Source organism: Panacibacter ginsenosidivorans (assembly GCF_007971225.1).
In the GTDB taxonomy this organism is placed as follows: Bacteria; Bacteroidota; Bacteroidia; order Chitinophagales; family Chitinophagaceae; genus Panacibacter; species Panacibacter ginsenosidivorans.
Genome location: NZ_CP042435.1, coordinates 19,549 through 38,337, shown reverse-complemented (window position 1 = coordinate 38,337; position 18,789 = coordinate 19,549). Strand labels below are relative to the sequence as shown.

At 37.6% G+C, this 18,789-nt stretch carries 13 protein-coding genes; 6 read left to right on the top strand and 7 right to left on the bottom strand.

Going from position 1 to position 18,789, the window contains the following annotated elements; all coding sequences use genetic code 11:
* The first annotated feature begins 2 nt into the window (after positions 1 to 2).
* From FRZ67_RS00165 to FRZ67_RS00140, 6 genes are all read left to right on the top strand, one after another.
* Positions 3 to 821: a universal stress protein gene (locus tag FRZ67_RS00165; RefSeq protein ID WP_147187592.1), complete on the top strand. Its 819-nt coding sequence runs from the start codon at positions 3 to 5 to the stop codon at positions 819 to 821.
* A 136-nt stretch (positions 822 to 957) separates the two neighbouring features.
* Positions 958 to 3,360, top strand: coding sequence for a phosphoenolpyruvate synthase (gene ppsA / locus FRZ67_RS00160; RefSeq protein WP_147187591.1), 2,403 nt, complete (start codon positions 958 to 960; stop codon positions 3,358 to 3,360).
* A gap of 10 nt (positions 3,361 to 3,370) precedes the next feature.
* Positions 3,371 to 3,826, top strand: a complete 456-nt coding sequence (locus tag FRZ67_RS00155; protein ID WP_147187590.1) for a pyridoxamine 5'-phosphate oxidase family protein — start codon at positions 3,371 to 3,373, stop codon at positions 3,824 to 3,826.
* 151 nt (positions 3,827 to 3,977) lie between these two features.
* The gene (locus tag FRZ67_RS00150; RefSeq protein WP_147187589.1) at positions 3,978 to 6,491 is read left to right on the top strand and encodes a cation-translocating P-type ATPase; all 2,514 of its coding nucleotides are present in this window, start codon (positions 3,978 to 3,980) and stop codon (positions 6,489 to 6,491) included.
* Between the two features lie 298 nt (positions 6,492 to 6,789).
* The gene (locus tag FRZ67_RS00145; RefSeq protein WP_147187588.1) at positions 6,790 to 8,004 is read left to right on the top strand and encodes a PAS domain-containing sensor histidine kinase; all 1,215 of its coding nucleotides are present in this window, start codon (positions 6,790 to 6,792) and stop codon (positions 8,002 to 8,004) included.
* 1 nt (position 8,005) lies between these two features.
* Positions 8,006 to 9,064 carry a response regulator gene (locus FRZ67_RS00140; RefSeq protein WP_147187587.1) on the top strand — a complete coding sequence of 353 codons (1,059 nt, stop codon included), beginning with the start codon at positions 8,006 to 8,008 and terminating at the stop codon, positions 9,062 to 9,064.
* A 54-nt stretch (positions 9,065 to 9,118) separates the two neighbouring features.
* Here the strand turns inward: FRZ67_RS00140 and FRZ67_RS00135 are convergent, their stop codons facing one another.
* The 7 genes from FRZ67_RS00135 to FRZ67_RS00105 all read right to left on the bottom strand — a co-directional run bounded on the left by FRZ67_RS00135 (position 9,119) and on the right by FRZ67_RS00105 (position 18,769).
* Positions 9,119 to 9,499 carry a hypothetical protein gene (locus tag FRZ67_RS00135; protein WP_147187586.1) on the bottom strand — a complete coding sequence of 127 codons (381 nt, stop codon included), beginning with the start codon at positions 9,497 to 9,499 and terminating at the stop codon, positions 9,119 to 9,121.
* Positions 9,500 to 9,737: 238 nt separating this feature from the next.
* Positions 9,738 to 10,181 carry an Hsp20/alpha crystallin family protein gene (locus tag FRZ67_RS00130; protein WP_147187585.1) on the bottom strand — a complete coding sequence of 148 codons (444 nt, stop codon included), beginning with the start codon at positions 10,179 to 10,181 and terminating at the stop codon, positions 9,738 to 9,740.
* A gap of 350 nt (positions 10,182 to 10,531) precedes the next feature.
* Positions 10,532 to 12,178 (bottom strand): alpha-glucan family phosphorylase, encoded by a 1,647-nt coding sequence (gene glgP, locus FRZ67_RS00125; RefSeq protein ID WP_147187584.1) that lies wholly within the window; start codon positions 12,176 to 12,178, stop codon positions 10,532 to 10,534.
* 15 nt (positions 12,179 to 12,193) lie between these two features.
* Complete coding sequence (locus tag FRZ67_RS00120; protein ID WP_147187583.1) at positions 12,194 to 12,637, bottom strand: Hsp20/alpha crystallin family protein; 444 nt, start codon at positions 12,635 to 12,637, stop codon at positions 12,194 to 12,196.
* Between the two features lie 82 nt (positions 12,638 to 12,719).
* Positions 12,720 to 15,320: a cation-translocating P-type ATPase gene (locus FRZ67_RS00115; RefSeq protein WP_225975457.1), complete on the bottom strand. Its 2,601-nt coding sequence runs from the start codon at positions 15,318 to 15,320 to the stop codon at positions 12,720 to 12,722.
* 159 nt (positions 15,321 to 15,479) lie between these two features.
* Positions 15,480 to 18,020, bottom strand: a complete 2,541-nt coding sequence (gene mgtA / locus FRZ67_RS00110) for a magnesium-translocating P-type ATPase (RefSeq protein ID WP_147187582.1) — start codon at positions 18,018 to 18,020, stop codon at positions 15,480 to 15,482.
* Positions 18,021 to 18,181: 161 nt separating this feature from the next.
* Entirely contained in the window at positions 18,182 to 18,769 is a 588-nt protein-coding gene (locus FRZ67_RS00105; protein ID WP_147187581.1) for a DedA family protein, read from the bottom strand.
* Positions 18,770 to 18,789: the final 20 nt, after the last annotated feature.

Below are 18,789 nucleotides of genomic sequence, written 5' to 3'. Positions count from 1 at the left end.
TTATGAAAACGATTCTGGTTGCTACTGATTTTTCTACTGCCGCTGCAAATGCTGCACATTATGCCGCTGAAATGGCTTTAGCCATTAATGCAGATTTATTTTTGCTGCATGTATTTCAAATACCTATAAATTATCTGGAAGTGCCTGCAGCCCTGAACGAAGCGCAAATGACACTTGATCCTGAAAGATCGCTTGCACAACTTAAAGAAGAACTCACCACTAAAACAAAAAATAAAATACCTATTGAAAGTGAAATAAGAACGGGCATTTTTTTTACCGAGTTAAATGCCGTTTGCGAACGTATAAATCCTTATGCCGTAGTAATGGGAAGCCAGGGTACCACAGCAGCTACGCGTTTGCTTTTGGGGGGGCATACAATATATGCCCTGAAAAATTTGATGTGGCCGCTTATAACTGTTTCTCCGCAGGCCACATTCTCGTCCATAAAAAACATAGGGCTTGCATGCGACTTTAATAAAGTAACCGATACAGTACCTGCTGATGAAATAAAAAAACTAGTAGAAGATTTTCATGCTAAACTTCATGTACTTAATACAGGCAGGCAAAGAACATATAATCCCGAAATTGTTTTTGAATCAGGCACACTGCGGGATCTGTTGAAAGATATACAGGCAGATTATCACTTTATACCCGGCGATGATAAGGACCAGGCAATTATAGACTTTGCAGAAAAAAACCATATAGATTTTTTGATCGTACTTCCAAAACGACATGGCCTGTTTGATAAACTGGTGCATAAAAGTCATTCGAAACAATTGGTATTACACAGTCATGTTCCGGTAATGGCATTACATAAATAAAATTAATATTACCTTTTCTTTAAAACACAAGTAAAGAATTTTAGGTACCAGGCTTACGAATTGATATAAGACTTTTGTTGCGTCGCACTCTTGTACATTTATTTCTTTATGCAGCATTTAAACAACTATAGTTATCATGCAATCATACATAAAAAAATTCAGTGAAATTAGTATAGCTGATATAGTTACAGTGGGCGGTAAAAACGCTTCTTTAGGTGAAATGTATTCCAAACTTTCTTCAAAAGGTATTGCTGTACCTAACGGTTTTGCCACTACTGCTTTTGCGTTTGAAAGATTTTTATCTTATAATGGTTTGTACAAACCCATACACGAAATATTAGCACATCTTGATAGAGATAAATTTTCAAATCTTTCAAATATTGGTGCACGCATTCGGGATCTTTTACTCAAAGCTGCATTGCCCGATGATCTGATGCAGGCAATAACCGATGCATACAAAGAGCTTGAACCAGATGATAATGCAGCAGTTGCCGTTCGCAGCAGCGCAACTGCAGAAGATCTTCCACAAGCAAGTTTTGCAGGTCAGCATGAATCTTACCTTAATATTAAAGGTGAAGATGCTTTGCGCAAGGCGGTTAAAAAATGTTTCGCATCTCTGTATACAGACAGGGCCATCAAGTATCGTGAAGACAATGGCTTTCCACATGAAAAAGTTGTACTGTCTGTAGGTGTGCAGAAAATGGTGCGCAGTGATAAAGCTTCATCCGGCGTGGGTTTTACGCTGGAACCGGAATCTGGCTTCCGGGATATTATTCATTTAAGCGGCGTATGGGGCCTGGGTGAAAATATTGTGCAGGGCACCGTAACACCGGATGAATTTTTTGTTTTCAAAACAACCCTGTTGCAGGGAAAAAAAGCTATTATCCAGAAGAAGCTGGGAGAAAAAGCAAAGACCATGATCTATAGCGATGATGAAAAAAATCCGGTTGTCAATATTACAACGCCAAAAGAAAAGCAGGAACAATTTGTATTAAGCGATGATGAAATAACAAAGCTTGCCAAATGGGCGCTGATCATTGAAAAGCATTATCAAAAACCAATGGATATTGAATGGGCCAAAGACGGGCTTACTAATGAATTATTTATTATACAGGCAAGGCCGGAAACTGTTCACTCACAAAAAAATCCATTGCTGGTAAAAGAATATAAGTTGCTCGATAAAGCTGAAGCCATAACAACCGGTGAAGCCATTGGTTCTAAAGTAGCAACAGGTATAGCAAGGATTCTGCAATCACCACATGAATCATACAAATTACAGCCTGGTGAAATTGTAGTTACAGATCTTACCAGCCCGGACTGGGATCCCATTCTAAAAAATGCCGTTGCCATCATTACCAATAAAGGCGGCAGAACAAGTCATGCTTCTATTGTAGCAAGAGAATTAGGAGTGCCCGCCGTCGTTGGTTGTGGTAATGCAACAGAAAAAATTACGGATGGATCTGTTATAACGGTATCCTGCTGCGAGGGAAAAACCGGTTATGTATATAACGGGAGATTAAATTTCAAAGAAACAGCGCTTGATTTCTCCAACATCAAAAAACCAGAGAGCACCGATGTAATGCTGATTGTTGCAGACCCTGATAAAGCTTTTAAACTTTCGTTCTATCCAAACGATGGTGTAGGATTGATGCGCATTGAATTTATCATTACTCATTCCATACAAATACATCCGATGGCCCTGGTAAAATTCAATGAACTAAAAGATGCAACCGTAAAACAAAAGATAGAAGAACTAACACATCATTATCCGGACAAAGAAAAATATTTTATAGATAAACTGGCAGAAGGTGTAGCCAGCATTGCAGCAGCATTCTATCCAAAAGATGTTATTGTGCGTATGAGTGATTTTAAAACCAATGAATATGCCAATCTTATTGGTGGTAAAGATTTTGAACCAATTGAAGAAAATCCCATGATCGGTTTTCGCGGCGCATCAAGATATTACAACGATCTGTATAAAGAAGGCTTTGGACTTGAATGTAAAGCCATTCAAAAGGTAAGAGATGAGATGGGTTTAACAAATGTAAAAGTGATGATCCCATTCTGCAGAACAATTGATGAAGGCAATAAAGTAATTGCCGTAATGAAAAAATATGGCCTTGAGCAAGGTGTAAATAATCTTGAAATATATGTAATGGCAGAGATACCCAGCAATGTGATACTTGCAGAAAAATTTGCACAAATATTTGATGGTTTCTCCATTGGCTCAAATGATCTTACTCAACTTACTTTAGGTATAGACAGGGATTCTGCCATTGTAAGCAATTTATTCAGCGAGCAAAATGAAGCTGCAAAAGAAATGATCGCCACGATGATAAGTAAGGCTAAGCAGGCTGGTGTTAAAATAGGTTTGTGCGGCCAGGCTCCCAGCGATTTTCCGGCGTTTGCACAATTTCTTGTACAGCGGGGTATTGATAGCATTTCTTTCAATGCGGATGCATTGCTGAAAGGGATTGAAAACATTAATAAAGCTGAATCAACTTTAGAAGCTGCTTATATTGATGATGAAGAATTATAAAAATACTTTCATGATCGATAAACTGAATGATCAGGAAATAGAAGAAGTGCTAAAAGAAAATATATTGGGTCGCATTGGTTGTAATGACGGCCTGAAAACTTATGTGGTTCCTGTCAATTATGTATATGATGGGAAATTTATCATTGCCCATTCTGTTGAAGGCATGAAGATAAAAATGATGAGAAAGAATCCTGATGTATGTTTTGAAGTAGATGAAATGAAAAGTTTTACCAAATGGAAAAGTGTAATTGTATGGGGGCAATACCAGGAGCTTACAGATAAAAGGGACAGGTATTATGCTATGAAATTATTTGTGGACCGAATGATGCATATGAAAATAAGTGCAACGGCAATATTACCTGAAACGGAGGGAAATATTGCTCATCCGCAAATGCAGGAAAAGATAAGGCCTGTTGTTTACCGTATTGTTATTACGGAAAAAACAGGACGGTTTGAAGATGAATAACCATTAGAGGCGCACATGCACAGCAGCGAAAAGAAACCTGAAGAGTGCGACGCAACGAAGCTTAATAGCAGCAATACAGTTTGGCCAAAAAAACATTACATTGAGTGTTGAAAGTAAATAGTACACTCATCATTAAATCTTTTGTAACCTGATGCCAGGAAAAGTAATTGAGTTGGGAAATGTAATAGGGTTATCAGGATCAGAAGTTCCCAGTCTGCAACTGCAGTATGGAAAAAATATTTTTCATGCAGAACCATCCCGTGGCTTTATTCATATTGTATGGGACGTTGTAAAAGAGCCCATGTTTATCCTGCTCTTTGTTGCCTGTTTATTGTATTTTATTTTAGGTGAAGTAAGTGAAGGTATTATGATGCTGGTAGCCATAATCCTGGTAACTGCTATTTCTCTGTACCAGGAAGTAAAAAGCAGCAATGCATTAAAAGCACTACAGGAATTTACAGAACCGAAAGTAACGGTGATAAGGGATGGCAAAGAAATTGTAATTGCCGCAGAAGAATTGGTTCCCGGCGATATTATGTTGCTTGATGAGGGAATGAATATTCCTGCAGATGCGATCATTCTACAGGCCAATGATCTTACTGTAAATGAATCGATCATCACCGGTGAATCTTTACCTGTAGATAAAAATGAAACAGAAAATTCGAATGCCCTGTTTCAGGGCACAACTATTAATAGCGGCAAATGTATTGCACAGGTAACTGCTACAGGCAATAATACCACACTGGGCAAACTAGGTAAAACAATTGGTACCTATCAACCCCCTAAAACCTTGCTGCAACAGCAGATCAATAAGTTTGTACGCCGTTTTGCCTTATTTGGCTTCCTTGGTTTTTGTATTATCTTCTTTGTAAATTATTTACATCACCGTGAATTTGTGACCAGCCTGTTATTTGCCTTAACATTAGCCATGTCTGTGATACCTGAGGAGATACCAGTTGCTTTTTCTTCTTTCATGGCATTGGGCACTTATAAGATGAGTAAACTGGGCATAATCTCACGACAACCGCAGATCGTTGAAAATCTTGGTGCGGTCAGTGTTCTTTGCTTTGATAAAACCGGTACACTTACTGAAAATAAAATGCAGGTAAAAACTGTCTATGATTATAAAAGCGACGCATTGCTTGAATTAGATCATGACAACCAACTGCAGGATGATGAAGTACTCTATTATGCAATGCTGGCCAGTGAAGTGAATCCTTTTGACGCAATGGAAAAAGCAATTTTAGAAGCATATCATTTATATACAAATGCCGGAATATATCATCCGCTGAAGATGATCTATGAATACCCGCTGGAAGGGCAACCACCTATGATGACGCATGTATATGAACATGACAACACAAAGGTTGTAACAGCAAAAGGCGCTGCGGAACGCATCATTAATATTTGTCATTTAAATGAGAATGATAAAAAGAAAATTTCAGCATATGTAAAATTGCTTGCCACCAAAGGATACCGTGTTATTGGCGTAGCCGGCGCTGCTCATACGGAGCAGTTATTCCCATCTTTACAGGATGACTTTAACTGGCAGTTCAAAGGCTTGCTGGCATTATATGATGCCCCAAAGAAAAATATTGCAGCTGTACTTCAACAATTTTATAATGCAAAGATTGAAGTAAAACTGATAACAGGAGATTACCCCGAAACTGCCATGAATATTGCTGGCCAGGTTGGTTTGGTCAACCATCTTAATAGTGTTACCGGCGATGAGGTGATGAATATGACACAAGACTCTTTAATGCAGCTTGTAAAAAACACCAATGTATTTGCCCGGATGTTTCCAGATGCTAAAATGAAAGTGATTGATGCAATAAAAGCTAACGGAGAAATTGTAGCCATGACAGGTGATGGCGTTAATGATGGCCCCGCATTAAAATCTGCAAATATTGGTATTGCGATGGGGCAAAGAGGAACAGAAATTGCACGGCAGGCAGCAGATCTTATTCTTACTGATGATAACATCGAAAGCATGGTAACGGCTATCAGAGAAGGAAGAAAAATCTTCAGCAATTTAAAAAAAGCGATCCGCTATATTATTTCCATTCACATTCCTATAATTCTTACAGCTTCGCTGCCGCTTATATTTGGATGGGTCTATCCCAACATCTTCTCTCCTGTTCATATCATTTTTATGGAATTGATAATGGGTCCTACCTGTTCAATTTTCTTTGAAAGAGAACCGGTAGAAAAAAATATTATGCAGCAAACTCCGAGAGAAAGAAAAGATAGTTTATTTACAAAAAAGGAATTACTGGTAAGCTTTGTGCAGGGAATTATTATTGCTGCAGGAGCTTTAGGCCTTTATCATTATTTTATGAACAATGGCGCCACGCTTGAACAAACAAGAACCATTGTGTTTACCTCACTTATTGTAAGCAATATATTCCTCACGTTTGCAAACCGTTCTTTTTCCAGAACTATTTATTATACCAGCCGTTACAAAAATAATCTCGTTCCTGTTATACTTATTGTGTCGGTTTTATTCCTGCTTTCTTTGCATTTTATTCCTTTTGTACGCAATCTTTTTCAACTCGCAGCAATTACGCAAGTTCAGTTCTGGCTTTGCTCTGGCGTGGCATTCGTATGTGTAATGTGGTTTGAAGTATATAAATCATTTTTTAAAAACACTGTTACCACCAGTTAAAAACATTGCGCATAGTCAGGCCAGTGGCTGACGTTAATCATAAACATCTTTCCTGCTTTTAAAGAGCTTAGTAACATGAAATAATATGCATGTGCCGGAATTTTTTATGTACCAGGCACAGGAATTATTATTGGGCTTCGTTGCGTCGCACACTTGTACTTATAGTTCGGAAGTCAGCAAGAAAATCGGATGAAGTAATAGTCTTTCGGCCTTGCTGACTTTTATTCAACAGTATAAGTGAGTGACACAACAGGCGATGCCATAAAAGACAATAGCCTGTAAAATAAATTATTGATGAATGCCACATTCCGTTAAAAATAAAAAAGAGAGCTCGAATTATTTTGAAGCGATTTTCAATTATGCTACTATGGGTATTATAATTGTGGATTTTTCAGGAACTATTACAGCCATTAACCCATTTGCATTACAGGAATTTGGCTATGCCGATGATGAATTAACCGGCAGACCAATTGATCTGCTTATCCCGGAGCGTTTCCGGAAAGACCATGCGGTATATCATGTAGAATATTTTAAAGACCCAAAAAGCCGGCCGATGCATTCTGGCAAAGACCTGTTTGCCATTAAAAAAGACGGTACAGAATTGCCGGTAGAAATAACCCTCAGCTATTTTAACAAAAACAATGAAAAATTTGTAATGGCTTTCATTAATAATATTTCCGAACGAAAACAAGCGGAAGCAGAAATAATAAAGTTACACGATGAGCTGGAATCTACCGTAGAGCAACGTACACTGGAACTTACGCATGCGATGCGCCAGTTAGAAATTTCAAAAGAAGAACTTTCCCGGTCATTAAAAAAAGAAAAGGAGCTTAATGAATTAAAATCGAGATTTGTTACTACAGCATCGCATGAATTCCGCACACCGCTTAGCACTATATTATCTTCAGCCTATCTTATAGATAAATATACAACTACAGAAAGTCAGCCAAAACGGGAGATACACCTGCAGCGAATTGTTTCTTCTGTAAACATACTGATAGATATACTGAATGATTTTCTTAGTGTAGGTAAAATTGAAGAGGGTAAGGCAGAGGTAAAGATTACCCGGTTCAACATCAAAGAATTAACCGCAACTATAAAAGAAGAAATAAAAGATAACCTGAAAAAGCAGCAGCAAATAACGTATCGGCACGAAGGCGATCTTTTTGCACAGCTTGATGCATCTTTCCTGAAACATATCATCATGAACCTGGTTTCAAATGCAAGTAAATTTTCTTCTGAGACAGGAATAATAGAAATAAAAACCAGTTGTATTAATAACAAAGTAACTCTTTCCGTAAAGGATAATGGTATAGGCATTTCAAAAGAAGACCAGCGTCATCTAACGAAACGATTCTTCCGCGGCACCAATGCAGTAAATATACAAGGCACAGGGCTTGGCCTGCATATTGTTTCCAGGTATGCCGAGCTGATGAACGGCACTTTACAATGTAAAAGCGAACTGGAAAAAGGGACTGAATTTATCATAATTTTTTATACGCAAAAAAGCTAACATGAAAAAGATCTTAATAATAGAAGATAATGAAGATATACGCAGCAACACTGCAGAAATACTTCAGTTGTCAAATTATAAAGTAATTGAAGCAGCAGATGGAAAAACCGGCATAGAAAAAGCCATTGAGCACAAGCCAGATCTTATTATCTGCGATATAATGATGCCCGGTCTTGATGGTTATGGCGTGCTGCATGCAATCCATAAAAATGAAGCAATAAAAAACACGCCCTTTATTTTCTTAACCGCTAAAACAGAACGAAGTGATTTTCGCAAGGGTATGGAACTGGGTGCTGATGATTATATTACCAAACCTTTCAGCGGAACTGAGTTATTAAATGCTGTAGACAGCCGGTTAAAAAAACTTGATCAGTTGAAGCAGCATCTAGCGCCTGGTCTGCAGGGATTGGAACAATTAATGCAGGCAAGCACAGGCAATACTACACTTAGCTCTTTTACGAAAGACAGAGACACCAACAAATATAAAAAGAAACAAACTATCTATGCGGAGGGCAACCACCCTAACAAGTTGTATTATATTTTAAAAGGCAAAATAAAAACATACAAGAGCAATGAAGATGGAAAAGAACTGGTAACCGGTTTATTTGGTGCCGGTGAATTTATAGGCTATATAGCATTGCTTGAAGGCGCTACTTATAAAGACACAGCAGAGGCAATTGATGAAACGGAACTGGCTGTAATACCTAAAGAAGATTTTGACGAACTACTGAATAAAAATACAGCCGTCTCAAAAAAATTTATGGAATTGCTGGCTGGCAATATTTCTGAAAAAGAAAATCAGTTGCTGGGTCTTGCTTATCATTCACTGAGAAAAAAAGTTGCTGATGCACTTTTAATGCTCAAGAAAAAATACCATCATAATAAAGCAGAAAAATTCACCATCGATATGAACCGTGAAAGCCTGGCAAGCATGGCAGGCACCGCCACCGAATCTTTTATCCGTACACTTAGCGACTTTCGGCATGAAAAGATCATAGACATCACAGATGGAATTATTACTATTACTGACCCATTAAAACTGGAACAGATGCTCAATTAAAAAAGCAACTATAATTAGTTATTTGATAAACAATCTCAATTTCTGCGTGCCGGGTTACACTATATTTTCTGAAAGGTAACTATTGAAATCATGTTTAAGCCTACCAAATTGTTTCTCCACATCCATCATATCAGCACGCAATTTGTGCAGCTTTCTGCCAACTTCTTTTACGATCTTCCCGTCTTCAAACACTTCACGCATCAACAGTTTATCCAGTTCTGCAACATTATTACGCAGTAAATTAATACATTCATCTATTTTTATAAAACGTGTTTGAAAATTCTCAACACTATCAAGCAAATCATTATTAAATCCATCTCCCAAAACTTCAGCGACCCTGTTTTTCAAATAAACATTTTCATCCATCATAAAAGCAAGTAACCTTTTCCAGGCATCGCTTTCATATTGCAACTGTGTTAATTTCAACTTAAACATAACATCTGGTTTTAATAAGGTATCGATCATATTTCACAATGCCGGTCTTTTTTTTTGAACCACATCTTAATTGTAAAACTATATTTTTTAAAAACCCCAAACCAAAACACTTATCAGCGTTAATCATGATTGTGATCACCCGGCAATAGAAAAACCCCGTCAAACCAGCAGACGGGGTAAAAGACTATAGGGTTACAGGAATAGCAACGGCTCTATAGGGCCATGTAAATAGCAATGATTATTTAACGGCAATTTGTTTTGCAGCAGTTTTTTTTGCTTCTTCTTTACGCGGCAAAGAAATTTTAAGCACACCATCTTCATACTTTGCTTCAATCTTTTCTTTATTTATTTCTTCAGGCAAAGTAAAGCTGCGGCTAAAAGAAGAATAATTATATTCCTTGCGTGTAAACTTTTTGTCTTTTTCTTCTTTATTTTCTTCCTTCTCGCTGCTTATGGTAAGCATGTTACCATCTACATCAATTTTAAAATCATCTTTCTTCATACCGGGTACCGCCAGCGATACGAGGTAATCATCTTTCTGTTCTACAATATTTACTGCAGGCACATTCATTGTACGGCCCAGCAGGCCACCACCATCAAACCATTCGTTCCATGGTTTAAAAAAATCATCAAATACAGATGGCATTCTTTCGCTTAGTTTAGCTAATGCTTGAGTTCCCATAAAACCTCCTTGTTTTTTGTTATTTTAAAATATACTTGTTTATTGAGCAAATGTATTTCGCAGTGTACAGACAATCAAGGACTATGGTCAGCGGATGCAATGAGATTAATCAGCAGTAAGAAAAATTTTTTTGAGCCAGGCGTTCATCACACTGCTCATCTTACGTTGCGTCGCACTCTTGTACTGAAGAAGATATAGCACCGTGAAAAGTCAAAAGTGAGAAGTGAAAAGGGTTTTCGATTTGTCTTTTCATTCGTTTCATAAAAATTCAGAAAGTACAAGTGTGCGACGCAACAAGTGCCATATGGCAGCACTACAGTTTGGTACATAAAAAATGTATTGAACTGTTCTTAGCTATAAAGTTTTTGATAATATTCTTTTACCATGCGGTTGCTGTCGAATTGAGGAGCCACATCTCTTAAACCATTCTTTATAATTTCTATCCAGCGGTTAGGATAATCATAATACATGGGAAGCACTTCTGTTTCGAGCAGGTGATACAGACTTTCTGCATCCGCATCATCCTGTATGTGATCGGGCAAACTAATATCGCATGGAGGAACTATAAAACTGTTTATTTTATCTTTTGCAAATTCAGGAAACCAGCCATCTGGTAATCCAACATTTACAGTGCCATTCATGGCAGCAGCTATACCACTTGTACCGCATGCTTCATGTGTAAGACGCGGAAGGTTAAGCCAGATATCTGCACCCTGTTTAAGCTGGCGGGATAATTTTATTTCATAACCCACCAGAATAGAACAGTTGGTGTATGTTTTGCAAACGTTTACAATCTTATCGAAAACGCCGATGGCTGTATAGTCCATTGGGTAAGGCTTTCCAGCCCATATGATCTGCACGGGTCTTTCTTTATCTGTAACCAGGCGATGAAATCTTTCCATATCGTGCAGTAAAAGATCTGCCCGTTTATACCCTGCAAATCTTTTTGCAAACACAATGGTACAGATCTTCTCATCATAAATTTCTCCGCATTGGTCTGCTACTATTTCAAACAGGTTACGCTTGCCTTCTGTTTTTTTTTGAATGATAGCGTTATCATCTTTTTTTTCTAATGCCTGGTACATATCATCATTGTGCCAGTACGTGTAGTTCTGTCCATTTGTAATAGCAATGATATCGCAGATACCTTTTTCTTTTGACCACAAACCACATAGAGTACGCTGGTGCATTTTTGAAACAGCGTTTGCTTTTTTGGCCATTCTGAGCGCCGTTAATGTATGATCCAATTCTCCATTAAAAGTTTGTGAAATGGCTTTTATTTCTGTAACCGGCACATCACAAAAAAATCCCATTTTCTCTAAAAGACTGATACTTGTTTTTTGATTGCCGGCTTCTTCAGGTGTATGATTGGTAAACACCAATCGTTTCTGAACTTCCTGCAGGCTTTTATATTTATTGTATAAATAAAAGGCAAGTGGTAATGCATGTGATTCATTCAGGTGGTATATCTCAGGTTCCCAATTCAATACCTCAAGTAATTTGGCGCCACCTTCACCAAGCAGGATAGCTGCAGCAATTACTGTTTCAGGATTTGCATCATATAATTTATGAGAAATGGTTTTAGCGAGGTAATCGTTTTCAGGCAAGTCAGTACTAAGAAAAAAAAGTGGCGCCGTGTTAAAGATAGCGGGTGGTAAATAAAAAGCTGTTACCCATACATCATGCCTGGATACTTTGATGGTAAATTTTATATCTGTGGGCTCGAGGAATCCATAAATTTTTTCTTCGAACAATACATCCATGGTCTGGTCCTGCTTACGTACCTGGTCGTAATAGCCATATTTCCATAAAATACCGATGCCCACTATATTTTGCTTTAATTCAAAAGCACTGCGCATGTGAGACCCTGCAAGGAATCCCAAACCTCCTGCATATGTTTTCAAAGGCTGGTGAATGCCATACTCCATGCAGAAATAAGCCACTCTTTTTTTAAACTCAGGATTTGCAGTGTAGGGAAAGGTGAATGAAAAACTCATGTAATAAATGGGGTATTAGTAAACAAATACCTGGTTGATGGCCGAACCGGAGCGTTTACCGTTTTTAGGTATATAGAAACTTAAAATACCCTGCCTGTATTCAGCACTTATAAATTCAGTATCTACATTGCCTGGCAAAATAATTTTTCGCGCCAGGCAATCGGATTCAAATTCATGTATTTTGAGTTTCCTGTTACGTTCTTTCTCCTCTTTATGCAGTACCATAACAGATAAGATATTATTCTCTTCAATACGAACTAATATATCTTCCCGTTTTACACCGGGTATAACCATTTCAATCCTGAAGCAATCTTTAAATTCATCCATATTTACAGGTGGTTTTGCAGCGTCTTTACCGGTAATTTTTAATTCTGCCAATAATAATTCTATTTCAGGCATAGGAATATATTCTCCCGGATAAACGTTGCACGGTTTCGCAAATGATATATTATCTGTCATTGGGAAATGTATTAGTTTGGTGAAGATAGCATAATGATCAGCCCGTTTTAATGATGATGATTACCGGAAACCATGATTGGTATCATTGCCTGCTTCTGATGGATGCATGTATGACTTTCTTAGCTTCTACAACTACAAAAACAACCATTGAAACAGCAATACAAAAAACCAAATCCTTTATGGATAAGGGCTCAGTTTTGAATATCATATTCAGGAAAGGAAAGTAAATAATAGCCAATTGCAGGATAAATGTAATAACTACTGTAAAGATCAGTGCCCTGTTTGAAAAAATTCCCTGACGGAACAGAGATAAAGTTTCAGATCTTATAGCCATTGCATATGTTAACTGGCCCAGGCAAAGAACAGTAAATACCATTGTCTGCCAATGCGAATCATTAACATGTATAGCGTAGGCTTGCGTACCTATGGTTAATGATGCCAACAAAAGACCAACCCACAGTACATGAATTCCCAAGCCGTCATCAAAAATGCTTTGCTTAGGATTTCTTGGCGGACGATGCATAATATTTTCTTCTGCTGATTCTGCTGTAAGAGCCAACCCGGGCAGACCATCTGTAACAAGGTTAATCCACAAAATATGAATGGGTAATAACGGAATAGGTAAAGAAAAAAAAGGAGCCAGGAAAATTGTCAGTATTTCAGCAGTATTACCCGTAAGAACGTAACGTATAAATCTTCTTGTGTTATCGAAAATTTTTCGCCCCTCTTTAACAGCTTTTACTATGCTGGCGAAATTATCATCTAACAATATCATATGTGCAGCCTCTTTTGCAACATCTGTTCCCGTTATTCCCATCGCTACACCAATATCAGCACGTTTTAAAGCCGGTGCGTCATTTACACCATCGCCGGTCATGGCCACATAGGCTCCTTTTTTTTGAAGCGCTTTTACAATATTTAGCTTTTGCTCCGGTGACACCCTTGCATAAACTTTAATATCATCTACTATCTCCAGCAGATCACGGTCACTCATACTACTTAATTCTGCCCCGGTAATAATTCTATCATCTTCTGTTTCAATAATATTAAGTCGCCTGGCAATAACTGCAGCAGTAACCGGATGATCTCCGGTAATCATTACAGGATTAATACCTGCTGTTTTACATTCCTGTACAGCCTGTCTGGCTTCTTCCCTTGGAGGATCGATAAGTCCGGTTAAACCTTGCAGGTTTAGCTGCTCTTCGATTGTATCCGGGGTAATAGAAGCAGGTAACACATCAAATTTTCTTGTTGCAAAACCTAATACACGCAATCCTTTTCCCGTCATATTATCCAATGGTTTCTGCCATTTTTCAACAGAGGAAGGATCTTTTATTTTTTGTAGTAAAACTTCTGTGGCACCTTTAGTAAAGGCAATAAATTCATCACCATAACGGTGAATGGTGGTCATACATTTTCTTTTAGAATCAAAAGGAATTTCTGCTACACGTGGATATTGTTTTTCCATTTTAGTTTTATCATACCCGGCTGCTGATGCAAATTCAAATAAAGCAATTTCGGTAGGGTCGCCAATCAGGTTATTGTCCTTATCTCTGTACACATCATTATTTAATGCCATTGCCAACATAAGCAATCGATATTCATTGCCTGAATATTTTTCAGATGTGTTGCAGTTGTCATAAATAGAAAAATCATTACCTGCAATTTCTTCCACTGTCATTTTATTAAGGGTTAGCGTTCCCGTTTTATCTGTACAGATATAGGTGACTGACCCTAATGTTTCTACGGCTGGCAGCTTTCGTATCAACACATTTTTTCTGACCATTTTTTTGGCGCCTATTGCAAGAGCAATCGTTATCACAGCCGGCAAGGCTTCAGGTATGGCGGCCACAGCAAGTGAAAGTGAAGTCATTAACATGAGTATCACATCCTCCCCTTTCAGAAACCCGATAGCAAATACAACAAAACAGATGAAAAGGATTATATAAGCAAGATTTCTTCCGAAGGAAGCCAGTCTTTTTTGAAGAGGTGTCTGCACTTCCGGCTGCTGAAGTAAACGGGCTACTTTTCCTAATTCGGTATTCATACCGGTAGCAATAACTACTCCCTTTCCGCGTCCGCCGGTTACAAAAGTTCCTTTAAAAGCCATATTTGTATAATCTCCAAGCGGAAGCACCTGTGCGTTTAGTGTATCAGTTTGTTTTTCTACAGGTAATGACTCGCCTGTAAGAGAAGCTTCATTTACTTTCACCTGTACGGCTTCTATTAAACGTATGTCTGCAGGAAGAATATTTCCCGCCTCCAGTAAAATAATATCACCGGGCACAAGGATATCTGAAGGCATTGAAAGGATGGTATTATCCCTGAATACCTGAACGTTTGTTGCTGTCATTTTCCTTAAAGACTCCATTGCTTTTTCTGCGCGATATTCCTGTATAAAACCAATGACAGCATTGAGGATAACAATCGCAACAATAACAAGCGTATCTGTAACATCTCCAAGCAAACCTGAGATAATTGCGGCAACTACCAGTATAAGTATCATAAAGTCTTTAAACTGCTGCAGCAATAAAAGCCATGCAGATCTTCTATGTACCTGGGTTATTTCATTAGGTCCATATTCCAGCAGCCTTTTTCCGGCTTCTGTAGTTGATAATCCTTCTTTAGAGCTACCGGTTATTTCTAATACTTTGTCAATATCTTCAAGATGCCAGTTCATCATAATATTAAAAATTTACAGGCTGATAAACCTTTGAAAAGAAAGCTATAACAGTTTATTTCATTGCTGATAAAGATATACTGATAAAGTGCTTGCGACGCAAGGGACGATGACATCTATACAACAGTTGGTATTAAAAACAATAAAATATTCTATCTATATTTATAATGCCCGCATACTTACTTTCATCTGTTTTCTTTCATTTATTCTGAAGAAAATTATTTTCAAAATATCTGCAGTTATAATATAAGCAACCAAAATAAGCGTAATAGTTATCAATTGTTGTGTATGGGCTACAGAAAAGCCTAACAGATCTGCAAATGGTGAGAGCGGAAGATATATGGTAATACAAAACGCAATTATTCCTGTTATCAACAATAACCTGCCCGGTTTGCTTTTGATAAAAGATTTTTTAGTGCGTATAATAAAAAGTATCAACAGCTCGGTAATAGAAGATTCTAAAAACCATCCTGTTTGAAATGCAGAGCCGGAAAGCCTGAAATAAAAATAGAGAAAATAAAAAGTTATAAAGTCGAACAGTGAACTGTGCAATCCAAAAACAATCATAAAACTACTGATCATTTTGAGGTTCCATTTACCGGGCTGCACAAGATCTTCATCGTCTACATGATCGGAGGCGATGCTGAGAAATGGAAGATCTGTAATAAGATTGGTGAGTAATATCTGTTTGGGAAGCATTGGCAAAAAAGGAAGAAAGAGCGATGCACCTGCCACACTGAACATGTTCCCGAAAGTTGCGCCTGTAGTTATGAAAATATATTTCATAGAGTTTACAAAAGACCTTCTCCCCTCGTATACACCATCAGCTAATACAGATAAGTCTTTTTCCAGCAAAACAAAATCAGCAGCTTCTTTTGCTACATCCACTGCGTTGTTTGTAGAAATACCGATGTCTGCAGCGTTAATTGCGGCGGCATCATTGATACCATCTCCAATATATGCTACAGTAAGTTTTGATTTTTGCAATGCCTTAATGATAAATTCCTTTTGCTGCGGCTCAATTTCTGCAAAAATATTCGCGGCTTTTGCTTTTACTACAAAAGCCTCTGGTGTAAGCTTGCGCAATGCTTCTCCGGTAACTATTACAGGATTCTGCATACCGATCTTTTGCGCTGCATGCGAAGCTGCATAACGGTTATCTCCTGTAATGATCTTTATGCTGATATGCAACTCTTCTAAACGCTTTATAGATGCAAGCGTGCTTTCCTTTAAAGGATCTTCGAGTAGTATAAAACCAAGAAAGACTAATTGCTGCTCGTCATCCCTGGCTATTTTATCTTTTTCTATTTTCCTGTATGCAAGCCCCAGAACCCGGTACCCCTCTTCACTAAATGAGATATACTTATCTGCCAGCAGTTTTCGTCTTTGTTCATCAAGCGGTTCTGTTTGTTCATTTTCAGTTTCAATCTTATCACATATTTCCAATACATTATTGAAAGCGCCTTTAGTAATAAAAAACTTTCGCTCATTAAAATTAACAGCGACGCTTAGTCTCTTACGTATAAAATCATAAGGTATCTCGTTGATCTTTTTATAACCATTGATGGTTATGTTTAATGACTTTATCGCATCATCTATTGGATTACTAAATCCATTCTGTAATGAAGCGTTTAAGAAGGCATACAGCCTTATGCGCTCATTTGTGGCACCATGTGCATCTACAATATCTTTTACCATAACATTTCCTTCCGTTATAGTTCCGGTCTTATCCGTACAAAGCACATTCACTTCACCAAAGTTGAATATGGAAGAAAGTTTTTTTACAATCACTTTCTTTTGCAGCATTCTTTTTGCCCCGGCTGACATAGCGAAAGTCATAATAGCAGGTAATAATTCCGGCGCCATGCCTACAGCCAGCGCCAAAGAAAAAAGTACAGAATCAAAAAGTGGTTTATGAAAATATAAGTTTACTACCAGGATGATCAATGATAAAATAACAGTAATGCGCAACAGGAAAAAGCCAAAATGTTTGATACCTTTTTCAAAAGCCGTTTCAGTTGTTTCAGTAAGGCTGTGTGCCATATGTCCGAATATTGTGTCATTCCCTGCCTGAAATACAATAACAGTGGCAGTTCCACTGATAACATTGGTACCCTTCCATAAGCAATTGCTTTTTTTTACAAGTGGTAATTCATCTGCAATCTGCCCGGCAATTTTCTCAACCGGATAAGACTCACCGGTAAGTGTACTTTCATTAACATGTAACTCATTGCTTTCAATAATGCGGCAATCAGCGGGAATAATATCACCCGCATCCAATATTAAAATATCACCGGCTACTATTTGCTGTGTCGATAGTTGTAATTCCTGTCCATCACGTAATATGGTATGTTTCATAGAAATCATACCGCGCAGTTTTTCCATGGCTCTGCCTGCATTGAGTTCCTGGAAGAATCCCAATAACCCTGTGGTTACTAAAATAAAAAGAATGATAAAACTATCTGAAGATTGCCCCAGGATAGCAGACAGAATTACTGCAATCACCAACAACAATATCAATGGATTTGTAAACTGCCGTATAAATAATTTTGCCTCTTTTTTAAAGCGGCTTTCCGTACGGGACAACTTTGCCTGTTCTTTCATTCTTGTTTCTGCAAGTGAAAGCGATAAACCTTTCTCACCAGATTGAAGCTGCATATACAGTTGTTCAAGTGGTATCGATGAAAATTGCTGATCTGCCATTTAACGGTAAGGTTTTTATACCAATTATATTTTTATGTTACAAACCCCATTATTGCTATCATCTTCGTTGTGTCACTCACTTGTACGTTCTGTAATTCTTTTCAGCAATACGGTTCTTATATTAGTCACGATTCGATTTAATACGGTAAACCAGAAACATATCATGAAGCTTCCTTTATTTTTTTAATTTTTACAATTAAAAAAATTGCAATTGTCAATATAATGGCAACAAATATTATATGCTGCCACAATGCTAATTCATGCAATACAGCATTCAACTGTTTCTGAAAAAAGATACCAATAAGCATATATACGGTAACATAAAAAACTGTTACAAGAGAATTAATAAAAAGAAAAAGCTTCCACGAAATACCTGAAGCAGCAGATATTACAGGACTCAGGAAACGAAGCTTTGGTAACAATGCCATTACGATAAGTGTTTTAACTGCATTTTTTTGAAAATTCATTTTAATCTTATCTGCAAGGTGTTTGTTTACTTTTCCGGTAAGTTTTTCTACAAGTTTATTACTCTTTAAAGAAAGATAGAAAATTAAATTATCAGCTGTAAGCAAACCGGCAATAGCGATAACACCACAAACTACTGGCTCTAATTTTGTATGCATTGATGTATAGCCAACAGTTATCAATGCCACTTCTTCCGGAACAGGAGTAACCTGTTCAATAAAAGCAAACCATAAAAATATACCAATATAAGAAAGATGATAAATATAGTCTGGCAGCGATGACATACTTAAAAATGCATTTACAG

Bases quoted from the DNA above. Each gene is read 5' to 3' on its own strand.
- ppsA (WP_147187591.1), top strand. From the start codon at position 958: ATGCAATCATACATAAAAAAATTCAGTGAAATTAGTATAGCTGATATA.
- glgP (WP_147187584.1), bottom strand. From the start codon at position 12,178: ATGAGTTTTTCATTCACCTTTCCCTACACTGCAAATCCTGAGTTTAAA.
- FRZ67_RS00115 (WP_225975457.1), bottom strand. From the start codon at position 15,320: ATGATGAACTGGCATCTTGAAGATATTGACAAAGTATTAGAAATAACC.
- FRZ67_RS00145 (WP_147187588.1), top strand. From the start codon at position 6,790: ATGCCACATTCCGTTAAAAATAAAAAAGAGAGCTCGAATTATTTTGAA.
- FRZ67_RS00140 (WP_147187587.1), top strand. From the start codon at position 8,006: ATGAAAAAGATCTTAATAATAGAAGATAATGAAGATATACGCAGCAAC.
- FRZ67_RS00135 (WP_147187586.1), bottom strand. From the start codon at position 9,499: ATGTTTAAGTTGAAATTAACACAGTTGCAATATGAAAGCGATGCCTGG.
- FRZ67_RS00120 (WP_147187583.1), bottom strand. From the start codon at position 12,637: ATGACAGATAATATATCATTTGCGAAACCGTGCAACGTTTATCCGGGA.
- FRZ67_RS00150 (WP_147187589.1), top strand. From the start codon at position 3,978: ATGCCAGGAAAAGTAATTGAGTTGGGAAATGTAATAGGGTTATCAGGA.
- FRZ67_RS00105 (WP_147187581.1), bottom strand. From the start codon at position 18,769: ATGTCATCGCTGCCAGACTATATTTATCATCTTTCTTATATTGGTATA.
- FRZ67_RS00165 (WP_147187592.1), top strand. From the start codon at position 3: ATGAAAACGATTCTGGTTGCTACTGATTTTTCTACTGCCGCTGCAAAT.
- FRZ67_RS00155 (WP_147187590.1), top strand. From the start codon at position 3,371: ATGATCGATAAACTGAATGATCAGGAAATAGAAGAAGTGCTAAAAGAA.
- mgtA (WP_147187582.1), bottom strand. From the start codon at position 18,020: ATGGCAGATCAGCAATTTTCATCGATACCACTTGAACAACTGTATATG.
- FRZ67_RS00130 (WP_147187585.1), bottom strand. From the start codon at position 10,181: ATGGGAACTCAAGCATTAGCTAAACTAAGCGAAAGAATGCCATCTGTA.